Genomic DNA, 14853 nt, shown 5'->3' with positions numbered 1-14853 from the left:
ACGTTCCCTTGCTCAGTCCTACTGGGTGGTACGCCTCAGCGCGCGCTCCAGGATCGCCGCGCCCTCCTCCGCCTCCGCGACGGTGAGGGACAGCGGCGGCGCGATGCGCAGCACGCTGGTGTTGTGACCGCCGCCCTTGCCGATCAACAGGCCTTCTTCCCGGGCCGCTTCGAGTACGGCCGCGGCGCCCTCGGGGTTGGCCTCGTCCGTGCCGGGCTTGACCAGCTCGATGCCGATCATCAGCCCACGGCCGCGGACCTCCCGTACGCCGTCCAGTTGCGCGGCGATCGCCCGCAGCCGCTCGATGAGCAGGCCGCCGACCCGCCGGGCGTTGCCCTGGAGGTCGTGTTCGAGGAGGTACGTGAGGTTCGCGAGCCCCGCCGCCATCGTGACCGGCGAGCCGCCGAAGGTTGAAATGGAGTTGGAGTCGAGGCAGTTCATGATCTCGGCGCGTGCGACGACACCGCCGATGGACGTGCCGTTGCCGATGCCCTTGGCGAAGGTGAGCATGTCGGGCGGTCCTGACGCGGCGTGCGCCTGCCAGCCCCAGAAGTGCTCTCCCGTCCGTCCCCAGCCGGTCTGCACCTCGTCGGAGATCCAGAGGATGCCGCGCTCCTGGAGCACCTCGCGGAAGGCCGCGAACAGGCCGTCGGGCGGCGCGGTGAAGCCGCCGACGCCCTGGATCGGCTCGGCGATCAGGGCGGCGGGCGGCCGCACATGACCGAGCAGGTCCTCCAGGTCGGCGACGCAGGCCGCGATGAACTCGTCGTCGCTGAGATCGGCGTACGGGCCGCGGGTGCGGACGCCGCCATGGACGTACAGCGTCTGGAGCGGCGAGAGCGAGGTCGGCGACCAGCCCTTGTTTCCGGTGATGCCGACCGTGGTGAACGAGCGGCCGTGGTAGCTGTTGCGCATCGCCAGGATCTGGTTGCTCCGGCGGTAGGCGGTGGCGAGCAGCAGGGCCGTGTCGTTGGCCTCCGTGCCGGAGGTCGTGAAGAAGACGCGCGCGTCCGGGATGCCGGACAAGTGGGCGATCCGCTCGGCGAGTTCGACCATCGGGCGGTTGAGGTAGAGCGTGGAGGAGTGGATGATCCGCCCCGCCTGTTCGCCCACCGCCTTCGTCACCTCGGGCAGCGCGTGCGCGGTCATCGTGGTGAGGATGCCGCCGAAGAAGTCGAGGTACTTGTTGCCCTTGGCGTCCCAGACATGCCGGCCCTCGCCGTGGGTGATCTCGATCGGGTCCTCGTAGTAGAGGGCGAGCCAGTCTGGCAGCACGGCCTTGTGGCGCGCGTACAGGTCGGTCACGGCTGCACCAGCCCTTCGTACGCGTCGGGGCGCCGGTCGCGGTAGAACGCCCACTGCTGGCGCACTTCCTCGATCAGGTCGAAGTCGAGATCACGGACGATGAGCTCCTCGGCCTTGTCGCTCGCCGTCTCGCCCACGAACTGTCCGCGCGGGTCGACGAAGTACGAGGTCCCGTAGAAGTCGTTGTCCCCGTACTCCTCCTGCCCGACCCGGTTGATCGCGGCGATGAAGTACTCGTTGGCGACGGCCGCGGCGGGCTGCTCCAGCTGCCAGAGGTAGGAGGAGAGGCCGCGGGAGGTCGCGGACGGGTTGTACACGAGCTGGGCGCCGTTGAGACCGAGCTGCCGCCAGCCTTCGGGGAAGTGCCGGTCGTAGCAGATGTAGACGCCGACGCGGCCCACCGCGGTGTCGAAGACGGGCCAGCCCAGGTTCCCCGGTTTGAAGTAGTACTTCTCCCAGAAGCCCTTCACCTGGGGGATGTGGTGCTTGCGGTACTTCCCGAGGTAGGTGCCGTCGGCGTCGATCACGGCCGCGGTGTTGAAGTAGAAGCCGGACTGTTCGACCTCGAACACGGGCACGACGATGACCATGCCGGTCTCGCGGGCGAGCTCCTTCATACGGGTGACCGTGGGCCCGTCGGGCACGGGCTCCGCCCAGCTGTAGTGCTCGGGCTCCTGGACCTGGCAGAAGTAGGGGGCGTTGAAGACTTCCTGGAAACCGATGATCTTGGCGCCCTGCCGGGCCGCCTCGCGGGCGTGCTCCTCATGCTTGGCGACCATGGATGCGGTGTCGCCGGTCCAGGTGGCCTGGACGAGAGCGGCGCGTACGACGTTGGCCATGAGCTGCTCCTTCGACAGGGACGTCAGAGAGCTTCTACGCCCGTAGACAAAGGCGGTAGAGGCTCGAAAGTAAGCCCACTGAACAGCCTTGCCAAGACCATCGTCGTTAACCCGCTGAGTCGATCACGTTTCGCACCTCTTGTGGGTGAGCGCGCGACCACGCGCGCGTGGCCCGCGCCGGACCTGTCAGGCGGTGAATCCGGCGACCCGGAGAGCATGGACGAGATCCCAGTGGCGCTCCTCGGACACGCCCTTGGCGGCCTCCAGGAGGAGTGGCACAAGGCGCTGCGGGTCCGCCTCCGCGCTGCGGGCCGCCTCCTCGGGGGTGCGCATCCGTACGTACGCGCCGAGGAGCGCGCCGATCTCCCGGCGGCGGCCCTCCTCCGCGAGGCTCAGGACGGCGGCCCCGATCTCCGGCGCGGGGCGGGCGACACCCTGGCGCAGCATCTGCTGCCCGTCGGCCGTGCGGCCCGCGGCGACGAGCGCGTCCGCGGCGGCGACCAGCCGGTCGGCGGGCAGCGAGGCGGCCTCCCACAGCAGGGTGGCCCAGTCGGCGTCGAGGCCCGCCCGGTGCAGTTCGGCGGCGAGCAGCGGGAAGCGGGGGGCCGGCCAGTACGCGGCCTCCACGAGCACGGCGTGCGCCTCGCCGCTCCGGCCCTCGCTCCGCAGCCGGATCAGCGTCCGGACGGTCTCGACGGTGTCCTGCCGCGCCTCGGCGTCCATCGGTTGCGTCCGCGGCGGCTGCGCCGGCTCCTCCGCGACCCCCGCGAAACGGGCGCCACGGGGGCTACGGCCGCCCCTCGCGGCCGGAGCGGGTGCGGCGGGCGCCGCGGTCTCAGGCGCGACCACAGGAGCCGTCTCCGCCTCCGGGTCCATCATTCCGGCGAAGCGGGCGCTGCCCCGGGTGCGGCGCTTCGAGCGCTTGCTGGTGGTGGGGGGTGTCTGGTCTTCGGTGGGGGGTTGGGGGGTGTCGGAGTGCGCAGGGGGCGCGTAGAAGGCGTCGGGTTGCGCGTCGGTGGCGTGCGCGCTCTCTCGGTCGCGGTGCCGATCGGGGGCGTACGTGCCGTCGTGTTGCGCGGCAGCGGCGCGGGAGCCGTCGTCGCGGCGCGCATCAGGGGCGTACGCACCGTCGTGCTGGGCGTGCGGGGCGTGAACACCGGGGCTCGGGCTGAGACCGTCAGCGGCGTACGCGCTGTCACGCCGGGCGCGAGAGCCGTACTCGGAGGCGTACGCACCCGGATCCGCACCGGCAGGATCGTTCGACGGAAGGCGTGCAGCAGGGGCGTACGCGCCGGAGCGGGAGGATGCTCCCGAGCTCGCCCCGTCGTCCGGCACCCCGGGATCCGCGAACGGCGACCGCGGCCCCGTCCGCTCCGGAACGCCCGACCGGCGCCGAGCCGCCTGCCCCGGTCCCAGCCCCCCGTGACGCGCCTCAGCCGGTCGGCCTCCAGCCCCTTGCCGGGCCCCGGCCCCACCGGACGGCTCCGCCCCGCCCTCGGCCTCTTGCGTCCAGAAGACGTCCCCGGCGCCACCCGCCGCGAGGTTCAGTGCGCCCTCGGCATGGGTGCGAAGATCGCGCCGGTCGAGGTTCTCCATACGGCGGCGGATCTCCGCGCAGCGGGCGGTGGCCCGTTCATGGTCGTCGTGAGCCCAGGCGAGGTCGAGCCTGATCGAGTCGGCCTCCTCCTGGGAGGCGGCCGAGTGAAGCAGCCGGCTCAGTTCCACCTGGCGCTCCCCGGCGTAGCGCTGTTCGCGGAGCAGGACGTCGAGACGGTCGCCGAGGTTGTCACGGCCGCCGGGGCGGGCATCGTAGGCAGCGAGCGAGGCACCGTGCAGTTTGCGGGCGCGCTCGCTCTCCTGGGCCGCGGCACGGTCGCCGTACTCAGCCGCGACGTCCTGAAGGAGCGCCTCCACGACGTCCCAGGGTGGAACCTCCCACCCGTCCAGACAGGCTCGCATACCGTCGGGATCGCGCTGCCAGAACACTCCGCACCAGCCACCGCCCTGGTCGAGCCGCTCCATCAGCGTATTCAGAAACCTCGCGAACTCCCCTACCTGAACCGGGAGTTGTTCCACAGCCATCACACAACTCCCGCCAGACTGGAGTGCCCTGATCCGGTAGAAAACACCCTCCGTGTTACGGAAGGGCTACGAGGAGTTTGCGGACCGGACGCAGAGTCCTGTGATCCCGCCGGGAGTTGCGGTGATTCCACAGGCGACCCCGGTCACACCCCGACGGGCACAAGCTCCCCCGCGAGGTCGTCCATGGACAGGCCGAGCGCCCGCGCGAGCGCCGCCACCGTGAAGAAGGCGGGGGTGGGCGCCCGCCCGGTCTCGATCTTGCGCAGCGTCTCGGCGGAGATCCCGGCATGCGCCGCGACATGAGCCATGCTCCGCCCACCGCGGGCCTCACGCAGCATTCGCCCGAGCCGCTCGCCGCGCTCGCGCTCTTCCGGAGTCAGGGGGTTACGCACCATGCCCCCATACTAATACCGGTATAGTAATTGGCATGGTGGAACTGAAGACGGACACATCTATCGACGAAATGTACGAGGCGGGCCAGGTCGTGGGCCGTGCCCTCACAGCGGTGCGCGAGGCCGCGGACGTGGGCGTCTCACTACTGGAGCTGGACGAGATCGCGCACCAGGTGCTGCGGGACGCGGGCGCGGGATCCCCGTTCCTCGGCTACCGCCCATCCTTCGCGCCCACCCCGTTCCCGGCCGTCATCTGTGCCTCCGTGAACGACGCGATCGTGCACGGCATCCCGACCGGCTACCGGCTGCGCGACGGCGACCTGGTCTCCATCGACTTCGGCGCCCAGCTCGGCGGCTGGGCGGGCGACTCGGCGATCAGCTTCACCGTCGGGACGCCGCGCGCCGCCGACGTACGCCTCATCGAGGCCGCCGAGCGCGCCCTCGCGGCCGGCATCGAGGCGGCCGTGGTCGGCAACCGCATCGGGGACATCGCGCACGCCATCGGCACGGTGTGCCGCGCTGCGGGGTACGGCATTCCGCAGGGCTTCGGCGGCCACGGCATCGGCCGCCGCATGCACGAGGACCCGCCCGTCCCGAACGAGGGCCGCCCCGGCCGCGGTCTCCCCCTCCGCCACGGAATGGTCCTCGCCATCGAGCCCATGCTCATCGGCGGCGGCACCGACGGCTACCACGAGGACACCGACGGCTGGACCCTCCGCACGAACGACCGCTCCCGCGCGGCCCACGCGGAACACACCGTGGCGATCACGGACGCGGGCCCCCGCATCCTGACGGCACGCTGACGACCACACCCACAACCGGTGAGGCGGGCGGCAGGGCCGTCCGCCTCACCGCCACGTCACCGCTACGACGCCGGCCGCACCACCATCGCCGACCCGCCACCCCGCCGTACGGTCTCCGCCGCCGCGAGCCACTGCCCGTTGGGCAGCCGCTGCACGCCCGTCGCCGCACCGATCTCGGGGTTCTGCCGGAAGGCCTGGCCGACCGACTCCAGCTGCGCCTTCAACGGGCTGTTCCACAAGCCCGGTTCGAGCTCGGTGGTGGTCTGGTTGCGCTGGCTCGCGCGCGGCGCCGCGATCGCGTCCACCAGGGGGAGACCCCGGTCGACGACGCCCGTCAGGGTCTGCAGCACGGTCGTGATGATGGTCGCGCCGCCCGGCGAACCGAGCGCCAGGACCGGCTTGCTGTGCTGGTCGAGGACGATCGTCGGCGAGATCGACGAGCGCGGCCGCTTGCCGGGACCCGGCAGGTTCGGGTCGGGCACGGCCGGGCTCGCAGGGGTGAAGGAGAAGTCCGTGAGCTCGTTGTTGAGGATGAACCCGCGGTCCGGGACCGTGATGCCGCTGCCGCCAGTCTGCTCGATGGTCAGCGTGTACGAGACGACGTTGCCCCACTTGTCGGCGACCGTCAGATGCGTGGTGTTCTCGCCCTCGTACGTCGTCGGAGCCGCCGTACCGGCCGTCGAGCAGGCCGCCGGGTCGCGCGGGTCACCCGGCGCGAGCGGACTCGTCAGCGTCGCGTCGTCCTTGATCAGGCACTCGCGCGAGTCGGCGTACTTCTGCGACAGCAGTTCCTTCGTCGGTACGTCCTCGAAGGCGGGGTCGCCCACCCAGCGCCCCCGGTCCGCGAACGCGATCCGGCTCGCCTCGATGTAGCGGTGCAGGTACTCCGCCTCGCTCGCCTTCGAAAGGTCGGTGCTCTCAAGGATGTTGAGGGCCTCACCGACCGTCGTCCCGCCCGAGGAGGAGGGCGCGATCGAGTAGACGTTCAGTCCGCGGTACGAGGCCTTCGTGGGCGCCTGCCGCTTCGCCTCGTACGCCGCGAGGTCTTCGAGAGACAGCCGGCCGGGGCGGGCGTTGTAGCCCGAACTCGGGTCCACCGGCGGATCGTTCACCGTGTCGACGATCTCCTTGCCGAGTTCGCCGTCGTAGATCGCGTCGACGCCCTCCTCGCCCAACTCCTCGTACGTACGGGCGAGATCGGGGTTCTTGAACGTCGAGCCGACCACCGGGAGCAAGCCGCCGGGAAGGAAGAGTTCGGCGGTGTCCGGGAAGTTCTTGAACCGCGCCTGGTTGGACTCGGTCTGCGAGCGGAAGGTCGCGTCGACCGTGAAACCGTCGCGCGCGATGCGTTCGGCGGGCTTGAGTACGCTGCTCAGGCGCTTGCTGCCCCAACTGTCCAGCGCCGTCTGCCAGGTTGCGGGCGTCCCAGGGGTGCCCACGCCCAGCCCGCTGGTCACGGCGTCGGCGAAGGCGATCGGCTGCCCGTTCTCCAGGAACAGCCCTGAGTCGGCGGTCAGCGGCGCCGTCTCGCGCCCGTCGATCGTGTGGACCTTACGGGACTTGGCGTCGTAGTAGACGAAGTAGCCGCCTCCGCCGATGCCGGACGAGTACGGCTCGGTGACGCCGAGGGCCGCCGCCGTGGCGACCGCCGCGTCCACCGCGTTGCCGCCCTTCTTCAGGACCTCGATCCCGGCTGCGGAGGCATCCGAGTCGACGCTGGCCACCGCACCGCCGTAGCCGACGGCGACCGGCACCTTCTCCGCGGCGGCCGGACCACCGGAGGTGGACGGTGGTGCCGCCGCGCCGACCGACACCACCGCGGCCGAAACCGCCAAGACCGCCAGATTCCGCGCAACAGAGCGACGCATCCGTACCTCCAGTCAACAACCGTCCGCGCAGCGTAACTTCAGCGAGGCTCTCCCGTCAGGACCCCCTCGAACACCGTTCCGGATTGCCGCTACCATGCGCGCCCATGAATGACGACGTGCGCAACATCGTCCTGGGCGTACTCGCCGCCGGCATCAGCGCCGCGCTCGGCTGGGTCGCGCGGACCTATCTGTGGAGGCGGAAGCTCCGCCGCAAGCAGGCCTTCTTCGGGCTGCCGAACAACTCCGAGTCGCTGCTTGTGGTCAACCGCGACGCGGGCAGCCCCGAGCTCGCGGTGCACCGCTACGACGTGTTCGCGCTCCTGGAACTCTCCGCGCTCATCAAGGACTGCGGCTCCAACGCCGAGGTGATCACGCACGAGGCGGCCAGGCAGGGCTTCGGGGAGCGGACGGAGTTCTGCGTCGGCGGCCCGGGGTCGAACCGGCGCATGGCGGCCCACATGCACGCCATGCTGCCCGGCGTACGCGTGAACACCGACCCGGAACCGGTCCAGGACCGGCTGGCGTTCCAGGTCGGCAGCGAGCGCTACCGCATGGACAAGGGCGTGACCGAGTACGTGCTCCTCGCACGGCTGACGGCCGGGCAACCCGGCCTGTCCCGGCCCGTCTTCCTGTTCTGCGGCCAGCGCGCGATCACCAACCAGGCGGCCACCCGCTACCTCGCCCGCAACCACGAACGGCTGGCCCGCAAGCACGGCAACAACTCCTTCGTCCTCCTCCTGAAGGTCGTCAACTCCCAGGCGTACGGCCCCGATGTCGTCGAACTCGTCGCGGACGTCACGCGTGCGGCACAGACCGCGCTGCCGGAGGCCACGGCGGCACGGAACTCCCATCGCGCCTCCTAGGTTTCATCACTTTTCAACAATCGTTACTGGCGCGTAACTTACCGACGGGTTACTTACGGTAAGAGACCGAGGTTACCGTCGGGTCACTTTGCACTTACACGAGTGAGGAGTGACCCGTGGGACACCCGCACAAGGCCCTGCGCACCACCGCCGTCGGCGTCGTCTCGGCGACCCTGATCGCCGGAACCACCCTCGGCCTGGCCCCCGCGGCCCAGGCCTCCACCACGGCGGGTGTCCGCTTCGTCGACATCGCCGGCGACGGCGGCACCATCCTCAAGGCGAACGTCATCACCCCCGCGGGCGCCGCCGGCACTCGCGGCTTCCCGCTCATCGTGCTTCCCACGAGCTGGGGCCTGCCCCAGGTCGAGTACCTGGCCCAGGCCCAGAAACTGGCGAACTCCGGTTACGTCGTGGTCAGTTACAACGTCCGCGGTTTCTGGCAGTCCGGCGGGGAGATAGAAGTGGCGGGCCCACCGGACGTGGCCGACGCGTCCAAGGTGATCGACTGGGCGCTCGCGAACACCCCGGCCGACGCCCAGAAGGTCGGCATGGCGGGCATGTCGTACGGCGCCGGCATCAGCCTGCTCGCCGCCGCGCACGACAAGCGGATCAAGGCGGTCGCCGCCCTCAGCGGCTGGGCCGACCTGATCGAATCCATCTACTCCGGCCGCACCCAGCACGCCCAGGCTGCCGCCCTGCTGGACGGCGCCGGCACCCTCACCGGCCGCCCCAGCGCCGAACTCCAGCAGGTGTTCAAGGACTTCTTCTCCTCGAACCTGGCCAAGGAGCCGGATCTCATCGCCTGGGGGAAGAAACGTTCCCCCCAGACGTACGTCGACCAGATCAACGCCAACGGCGCGGCGATCATGCTGGCCAACGGCTGGGGCGACACGATCTTCCCGCCGAACCAATACGTCAAGTTCTACGAGGAGTTGACCGGCCCCAAGCGGCTGGAGTACCGGCCGGGCGACCACGCGACCGCCGAGGTGACCGGTCTCTTCGGACTCCCCAACGACGTGTGGACGGACACCGGCCGCTGGTTCGACCACTACCTCAGGGGCGAGGACAACGGCATCGACCGCGAGCAGCCCGTCCAGCTCAAGTCCCGTTCCACGGGCGGCTACGAGGGCTACCCGGACTGGAAGTCGGTCGGCGCAACACGCAAGAAGATCGCCCTCGCCGGTTCGACCACGATCCGCGCGAACGTCGACTCGGGTGCGAACGGCGGAGTCATCTTCCTCTCCAGCATCCTCGACCAGATCGCCCAGCTGCCCCCGATGGCGTCGATCCCGCTGCTGCCGCGCCGCTGGGCGGCCGTCTGGCAGTCGGAGAAGTACACGAGTGCCCAACAGGTGCGCGGAACCGCCAAGTTGCACACCACGGTCACCGCGACCAAGGAGAGCGGAACCCTCGTCGCATACCTCTACGACGTGGGCCCGCTCGGCCTCGGCAAGCTGGTCAGCAACGCGCCGTACACCTTCCACGGGCAGACACCCGGCAAGCCGTTCGGCGTCGACCTGGAGTTGTTCTCCACGGCCTACGACGTTCCGGCAGGGCATCGACTCGCCCTGGTCGTCGACACGGTCGACCCGCTCTACATCGAGCACAACCCGTCCGGCGCGCAGCTGACCTTCTCCTCACCGGAGCACGACCCGTCGTATGTGTCGGTGCCCCTGCGCAAGCAGTGATCTCCGGCTGCCGCCGGCCGGGTTGAGGACCTGTCTTTTGGATCAGGCCCGGGCCGCGGGGTGTGGCACGCACATCTGCGGCGTTGTCGTCGGTCGCCGACGCTCCGCGTCGACTCCCTCCTCCGCCTTGCAGCTGCACGCACCACACCCCGCTCACCGGCACCACCAGGGGCGCCGTTTCCTGAAGGAGACCTGATCCAAAAGACAGGCCCTGGCCCTGTGAGCTGCTGCTCCCCCTACAGTCTCGGGGCTGTGGGGGGACCCCCACCCGGCAGCAGCGTCCCTGGTTCGGCCGGTGCCACGTCCACGGCCTCGGTCTTGGGACTGCGCTGCTCCCGCCGGGACACCCATTGGGCGAACCAACTGAGCAGCATGCACATCCCGATGTAGATCGGTGAGATCACCATCACCACGGGGATGAACGGCAAATCGTAGTCGAGGTTCGACGCGATCAGCTTCCCGGCATGGAGAAACTCTTCGTAGGTGATCAGATAGCCGAGCGAGGTGTCCTTCAGAGCCACCACGAGTTGGCTGATGATGGTGGGCAGCATGGACCGTACGGCCTGCGGTACGAGGACGTACGTCATGACCTGGGTCTTGCGCATGCCGAGCGCGAACGCGGCCTCCCGCTGGCCGCGTTCGATGGAGTTGACGCCCGAACGGAAGACCTCGGCGAGCACCGAGCCGTTGTAGAGCGTGAGCCCGGCGACCAGTGCGGGCAGCGGCTGCACCTTGAGCGCCACGAAGATGAAGAAGATCATCACCAGGACGGGCATGGCGCGGAAGAACTCGACGAGCAGGGTGGAGATCCAGCGCAGGGGTTTGTGGTCCGACAGGCGTCCCGTCGCGAGCAGGGTGCCCAGAGCGAGGGACAGTACGGCGGCGATCGCGAAGGCCTTGAGCGTGTTGCCCAGGCCCCGCAGCAGCAGCTCCTGGATTCCCTTGTACTCGAAGGGCATCCACTTCGTGTAGGTGAACTGGTCGGTGTCGAACAGGAGATACAGGAGCCAGCCGATGAGCCCGAGGATCACGGCGGTGGACAGGACGCCGTACATCCGGTGCCGTTGGCGGGTCTTGGGCCCGGGGATGTCGTAGAGGGCGGTGGATTCGGTGGCGGTGGCGGTCATCGGGCGACTCCCCAGCGCGTCTCGAGGATGTTGAAGACCGCGCTGATGGCGAGGGTGATGATCAGGTAGCCGACGGCGATCCAGACGAAGGTCCAGACGATGTTGTAGCCGAGTTCACTGAGGGTCTTGTACGTGCCTAGCAGTTCGGTGACGCTGAACGCCCCCGCGATCGCCGAGTTCTTGGCGAGCGCGATGAGGGTGGAGCCGACCGGCGGGATCACCGAGCGGAAGGCCTGCGGCAGGACGACCCCGGACAGGGTCTGGCTGAACGTCATACCGAGGCTGCGGGCCGCCTCCCCCTGCCCCTTGGGCACGGTGTTGATGCCCGACCGCAGCGCCTCGCAGATGAACGCGGACGTGTAGCAGCCGAGCGCCAGGATCGCGAACACCTCGAAGGGCAGCACCAGTCCGAAGCGCGGCAGGCCGAGCAGCACCGCGAAGAACAGCAGGGTGAGCGGGGTGTTGCGCAGCACCGTCACCCACGCCGTACCGAGGGCCCGCAGGGAGCCGACGGGCGCGACCCGGAACGAGGCCATCAGGAAGCCCAGGGCCATCGCCAACAGCGAGGCGTAGATGGTGAGTTCGACGGTACCGAGGAATCCGTCCACGAACGTGGAGAAGTTGTCTGTCAGTACGTTCACGACGGCCTCAACTCCCCTGGTAGCGGTCGATCTTGGGCGGGGTGGGCGCGGGCACGCCGGACAGGCCGAGCGTCGCCTCGTAGGCCGTCTTCCAGTCGCCGTTCTTCTCGCGGGCCTCCAGTGCGTCGTCGAGCGCGAACCGCAGAGCGTTGTCGCCGCGCGGCACACCGATGCCGTACGGCTCCTCGGAGAACGGCTTGCCGACGACCTTGAGTTCGTCGGGAACCTTCGCCGCGTAGCCGATCAGGATCGCGTCGTCGGTGGTGACGGCGTCGACCTGGTAGGTGAGCAGGTTGTCGACGCAGACCGAGTACGTGTCGTACGCGACGAGTTTCGCCTTCGGGTAGTCCGCCTTGATGCGCTGGTACGGGGTCGAACCGGCCGCCGAGCAGACGGTCTTGCCGGCGAGGTCCTGGGGGCCGTGGATGTTGTTCTCGTCCGCGCGCACCAGCAGGGACTGACCCGCCATGTAGTACGGGCCCGCGAAGCCGACGAGCTTCTTGCGCAGGTCGTTGATGGTGTAGGTGCCGACGTAGTAGTCGATCTGGCCGTTCTGCAGCGCGGTTTCGCGGTTCGCCGAGGCGATCGTCCTGAAGTGGACCGTGTCCGGAGCGAAGCCGAGCGAGGCCGACATCATCTTGGCGATCTCGATGTCGAAGCCGGAGTACGTGCCGCTCGCCGGATCCTTCTCACCCAGGTACGGCTGGTCCTCCTTGGCGCCTACGGTGAAGTAGCCGCGCTTCTCGGCACGCTTCCAGGTTGACGAGTCCGGGAGCTGAAAGCCTTGCACCACTTGGTAGTTGGGCAGTTTTTCGGCGGCGGGTCCCTTGGTGGGCGGGCTGCCCTCCTTGCCGCAGGCGACAGCCGTGGCGATCAGTGCCGCAATCGCCGCGAGGGCACAGGACACACGTGTCGTACGGATCATGCTGTGCACCCCCCGCTCAGTGCTTGAGGATCTTGGAGAGGAAGTCCTTGGCGCGGTCGCTGCGCGGGTTGGTGAAGAACTCCTCCGGGGTGCGGTCCTCGACAATGCGGCCGTCGGACATGAAGACGACGCGGTTGGCGGCGGAGCGCGCGAAGCCCATCTCGTGGGTGACGACGACCATCGTCATTCCCTCGCGCGCCAGTTGCTGCATGACTTCAAGGACTTCGTTGATCATCTCGGGGTCGAGCGCCGAGGTCGGCTCGTCGAAGAGGAGCGCCTTCGGATCCATGGCGAGGGCGCGGGCGATGGCCACGCGCTGCTGCTGTCCACCGGAGAGCTGCGCTGGGTACTTCGGGGCCTGCGAGGCGAGACCGACGCGGTCCAGGAGCTCGACGGAGCGCTTGTCGGCTTCCTCGCGCTTGCGGCCGCGGACCTTGATCTGGGCGAGTGAGACGTTCTGCAGAACCGTCTTGTGGGCGAAGAGGTTGAAGGACTGGAAGACCATGCCGACCTCGGCACGGAGCTGGGCGAGCGCCTTGCCCTCCTCAGGAAGCGCCTTGCCGTCGAGTTTGATCGTCCCCGACTCGATGTTCTCCAGCCGGTTGATCGCTCTGCACAGTGTCGATTTTCCCGACCCCGACGGGCCGATGACCACGACCACCTCCCCCTTACCGACGGTGAGGTTGATGTCCTGAAGGACATGCAACTCACCGAAGTGCTTGTTCACGTCATGCAGCTCGATCAACGGATCGACAGCCATGCCCGGCCCTACCCACTCTCAGCTGTGTCGCAGTTGCCGCAAACTATCCGGACAAGAACGGACTTAATACTCGACACGCACTTTTCGGGCATTAGCCGTATTGTGCGGTTACCCCTCCGACACTTCCGCATAGAGCTGCGAGAGTTCGGGGGCACCGGTGGACGCCCAGGTGTGGCCGGAGGCGACCACATCGATCTCGCGGCCGGAGGCCAGCCGCACCACGGGATGGCCGTTGGGCCAGATCTCCCATACGGCTCCCGGGACCGTGCGCACGATGACCGTGCCGACGTAGAGGCCGGCGTCGTTGCCGAGCCAGGGCAGGCTCTCCTCGTCGTCCCGCCAGCGCGGCAGCAGTTGGTCGAGCGCCTCCAACGAGGCCACGGAGTCGTCGAGTTCGACCCCCGCCAATTCCGCCTGGGAGCGCAGCAGATCGCACTCGGAGAGGAGCTCGGCGACACCCTCGGAATCGGTCACGCCGTCGGAGAACACCGCGACCCCGAAGGCGGGGCCACGCTTCTTGCGCCAGTTGCCGAGGAAGGGGATGTTCATAAGCCCAGCGTGTCATTCACGCCACCGCGCGCACCACAGGCGCGCGGGGTCGTCTGTTCGAGGGCGTCCCCATCGAGGGAGGCCGCGCCCCAAGTCGTCGCCGGGCCAAGGGAGATCACCGGCAGCGGTCCGCGGAGGGGCCGATGAACCGATGGGCGCGCCGTTCACACGTCCAGGTCCACTACACGTCCAGGTCCACCACGACCGGCGCATGATCCGAGGCGCCCTTGCCCTTGCGTTCCTCGCGGTCCACGTACGAGTCGGTGACGGCCTTCGAGAACGCCTCGTTCCCGTAGACGAGATCGATGCGCATACCGCGGTTCTTCGGGAAGCCGAGCTGACGGTAGTCCCAGTACGTGAACGGGTGGTCGTACTTGAGGGGGCGCGGGACCACGTCCGCGAGGCCCGCCTCGCGCAGGGCGGCGAGGGCGGCGCGCTCGGCCGGGGTGACGTGCGTGGCGCCGTCGAAGACGGAGATGTCCCAGACGTCGTCGTCCGTCGGCGCCACGTTGTAGTCACCCATCACCGCGAACGGCCGGCTGCCCGCGGCGTCGCCCGCGATCGCCGCCCTGAGGGCCTCGAACCACTGGATCTTGTACGCGTAGTGGGGGTTCTCCACCTCGCGCCCGTTCGGCACGTACACCGACCAGACGCGGACCGGGCCGCAGGTCGCGGAGACCGCGCGGGGCTCCTGGACGCCGTCGAAGCCGGGGTCACCGGGCAGGCCCTTGGCGACGTCCTCGAGGCCCACTCGGGAGACCACCGCGACGCCGTTCCACCGCCCCGTGGCGTTCACCGCCGACTCGTAGCCCAGCTCTCGCAGCTCCTCGGTGGGGAACTGCTCGGCGGTGGTCTTGGTCTCCTGGATGCACAGCACGTCCGTGCCGCTGCTCTCCAGCCAGGCCAGCAGCCTCGGGAGACGGGCGGTGATCGAGTTCACGTTCCAGGTGGCGATACGCATGACTCACAACTTACCGGGCGGGTACGACAACGGGTCCGGCGGCGCCTTCC

General features: G+C 69.1%; 14 protein-coding genes. 3 read left to right on the top strand and 11 right to left on the bottom strand.

Annotation, left to right across the window (positions count from 1 at the left end):
- Positions 1-18: 18 nt before the first annotated feature.
- The 4 genes from OG219_RS38290 to OG219_RS38275 all read right to left on the bottom strand — a co-directional run bounded on the left by OG219_RS38290 (position 19) and on the right by OG219_RS38275 (position 4621).
- Positions 19-1305: an aspartate aminotransferase family protein gene (locus OG219_RS38290; protein WP_266834498.1), complete on the bottom strand. Its 1287-nt coding sequence runs from the start codon at positions 1303-1305 to the stop codon at positions 19-21.
- Complete coding sequence (locus tag OG219_RS38285) at positions 1302-2144, bottom strand: nitrilase-related carbon-nitrogen hydrolase (protein ID WP_266834496.1); 843 nt, start codon at positions 2142-2144, stop codon at positions 1302-1304. The genes OG219_RS38290 and OG219_RS38285 overlap by 4 nt, the downstream gene beginning before the upstream one ends.
- A 186-nt stretch (positions 2145-2330) precedes the next feature.
- Positions 2331-4166 carry a hypothetical protein gene (locus OG219_RS38280; RefSeq protein ID WP_266834494.1) on the bottom strand — a complete coding sequence of 612 codons (1836 nt, stop codon included), beginning with the start codon at positions 4164-4166 and terminating at the stop codon, positions 2331-2333.
- A gap of 203 nt (positions 4167-4369) precedes the next feature.
- Positions 4370-4621: a helix-turn-helix domain-containing protein gene (locus OG219_RS38275; protein WP_266834492.1), complete on the bottom strand. Its 252-nt coding sequence runs from the start codon at positions 4619-4621 to the stop codon at positions 4370-4372.
- A gap of 32 nt (positions 4622-4653) precedes the next feature.
- Between OG219_RS38275 and map the strand changes: the two genes are divergently transcribed.
- Positions 4654-5421 carry a type I methionyl aminopeptidase gene (map, locus tag OG219_RS38270; RefSeq protein WP_266834490.1) on the top strand — a complete coding sequence of 256 codons (768 nt, stop codon included), beginning with the start codon at positions 4654-4656 and terminating at the stop codon, positions 5419-5421.
- A 62-nt stretch (positions 5422-5483) separates the two neighbouring features.
- Here map and ggt read toward each other — a convergent pair whose 3' ends face one another.
- Entirely contained in the window at positions 5484-7289 is a 1806-nt protein-coding gene (gene ggt, locus OG219_RS38265) for a gamma-glutamyltransferase (protein WP_266834488.1), read from the bottom strand.
- A 104-nt stretch (positions 7290-7393) separates the two neighbouring features.
- Between ggt and OG219_RS38260 the strand changes: the two genes are divergently transcribed.
- Both OG219_RS38260 and OG219_RS38255 read left to right on the top strand, forming a co-directional pair.
- Complete coding sequence (locus tag OG219_RS38260) at positions 7394-8152, top strand: hypothetical protein (protein WP_266834486.1); 759 nt, start codon at positions 7394-7396, stop codon at positions 8150-8152.
- Positions 8153-8268: 116 nt separating this feature from the next.
- A complete protein-coding gene (locus tag OG219_RS38255; RefSeq protein WP_266834484.1) occupies positions 8269-9840 on the top strand; it encodes an alpha/beta fold hydrolase in 1572 nt (523 codons plus the stop codon).
- A gap of 236 nt (positions 9841-10076) precedes the next feature.
- On the opposite strand, the gene OG219_RS38250 is transcribed toward OG219_RS38255, so the two are convergent.
- From OG219_RS38250 to OG219_RS38225, 6 genes are all read right to left on the bottom strand, one after another.
- The gene (locus OG219_RS38250; protein WP_266834482.1) at positions 10077-10967 is read right to left on the bottom strand and encodes an amino acid ABC transporter permease; all 891 of its coding nucleotides are present in this window, start codon (positions 10965-10967) and stop codon (positions 10077-10079) included.
- Positions 10964-11608, bottom strand: coding sequence for an amino acid ABC transporter permease (locus OG219_RS38245; RefSeq protein ID WP_266834480.1), 645 nt, complete (start codon positions 11606-11608; stop codon positions 10964-10966). Before OG219_RS38245 ends, OG219_RS38250 begins: the two co-directional genes overlap by 4 nt.
- A gap of 7 nt (positions 11609-11615) precedes the next feature.
- Positions 11616-12533 (bottom strand): glutamate ABC transporter substrate-binding protein, encoded by a 918-nt coding sequence (locus OG219_RS38240; protein WP_266834478.1) that lies wholly within the window; start codon positions 12531-12533, stop codon positions 11616-11618.
- 16 nt (positions 12534-12549) lie between these two features.
- A complete protein-coding gene (locus tag OG219_RS38235; RefSeq protein ID WP_266834476.1) occupies positions 12550-13293 on the bottom strand; it encodes an amino acid ABC transporter ATP-binding protein in 744 nt (247 codons plus the stop codon).
- A 108-nt stretch (positions 13294-13401) separates the two neighbouring features.
- Positions 13402-13842: a DUF6278 family protein gene (locus tag OG219_RS38230; RefSeq protein ID WP_266473618.1), complete on the bottom strand. Its 441-nt coding sequence runs from the start codon at positions 13840-13842 to the stop codon at positions 13402-13404.
- A gap of 181 nt (positions 13843-14023) precedes the next feature.
- Complete coding sequence (locus OG219_RS38225) at positions 14024-14803, bottom strand: exodeoxyribonuclease III (RefSeq protein WP_266834473.1); 780 nt, start codon at positions 14801-14803, stop codon at positions 14024-14026.
- Positions 14804-14853 lie beyond the last annotated feature (50 nt).

This window comes from Streptomyces sp. NBC_00038, assembly GCF_026343635.1.
Taxonomy (GTDB): Bacteria; Actinomycetota; Actinomycetes; order Streptomycetales; family Streptomycetaceae; genus Streptomyces.
Note: the sequence above shows the minus strand (reverse complement) of the source record. Positions and strands in the feature narration are given on the sequence as shown.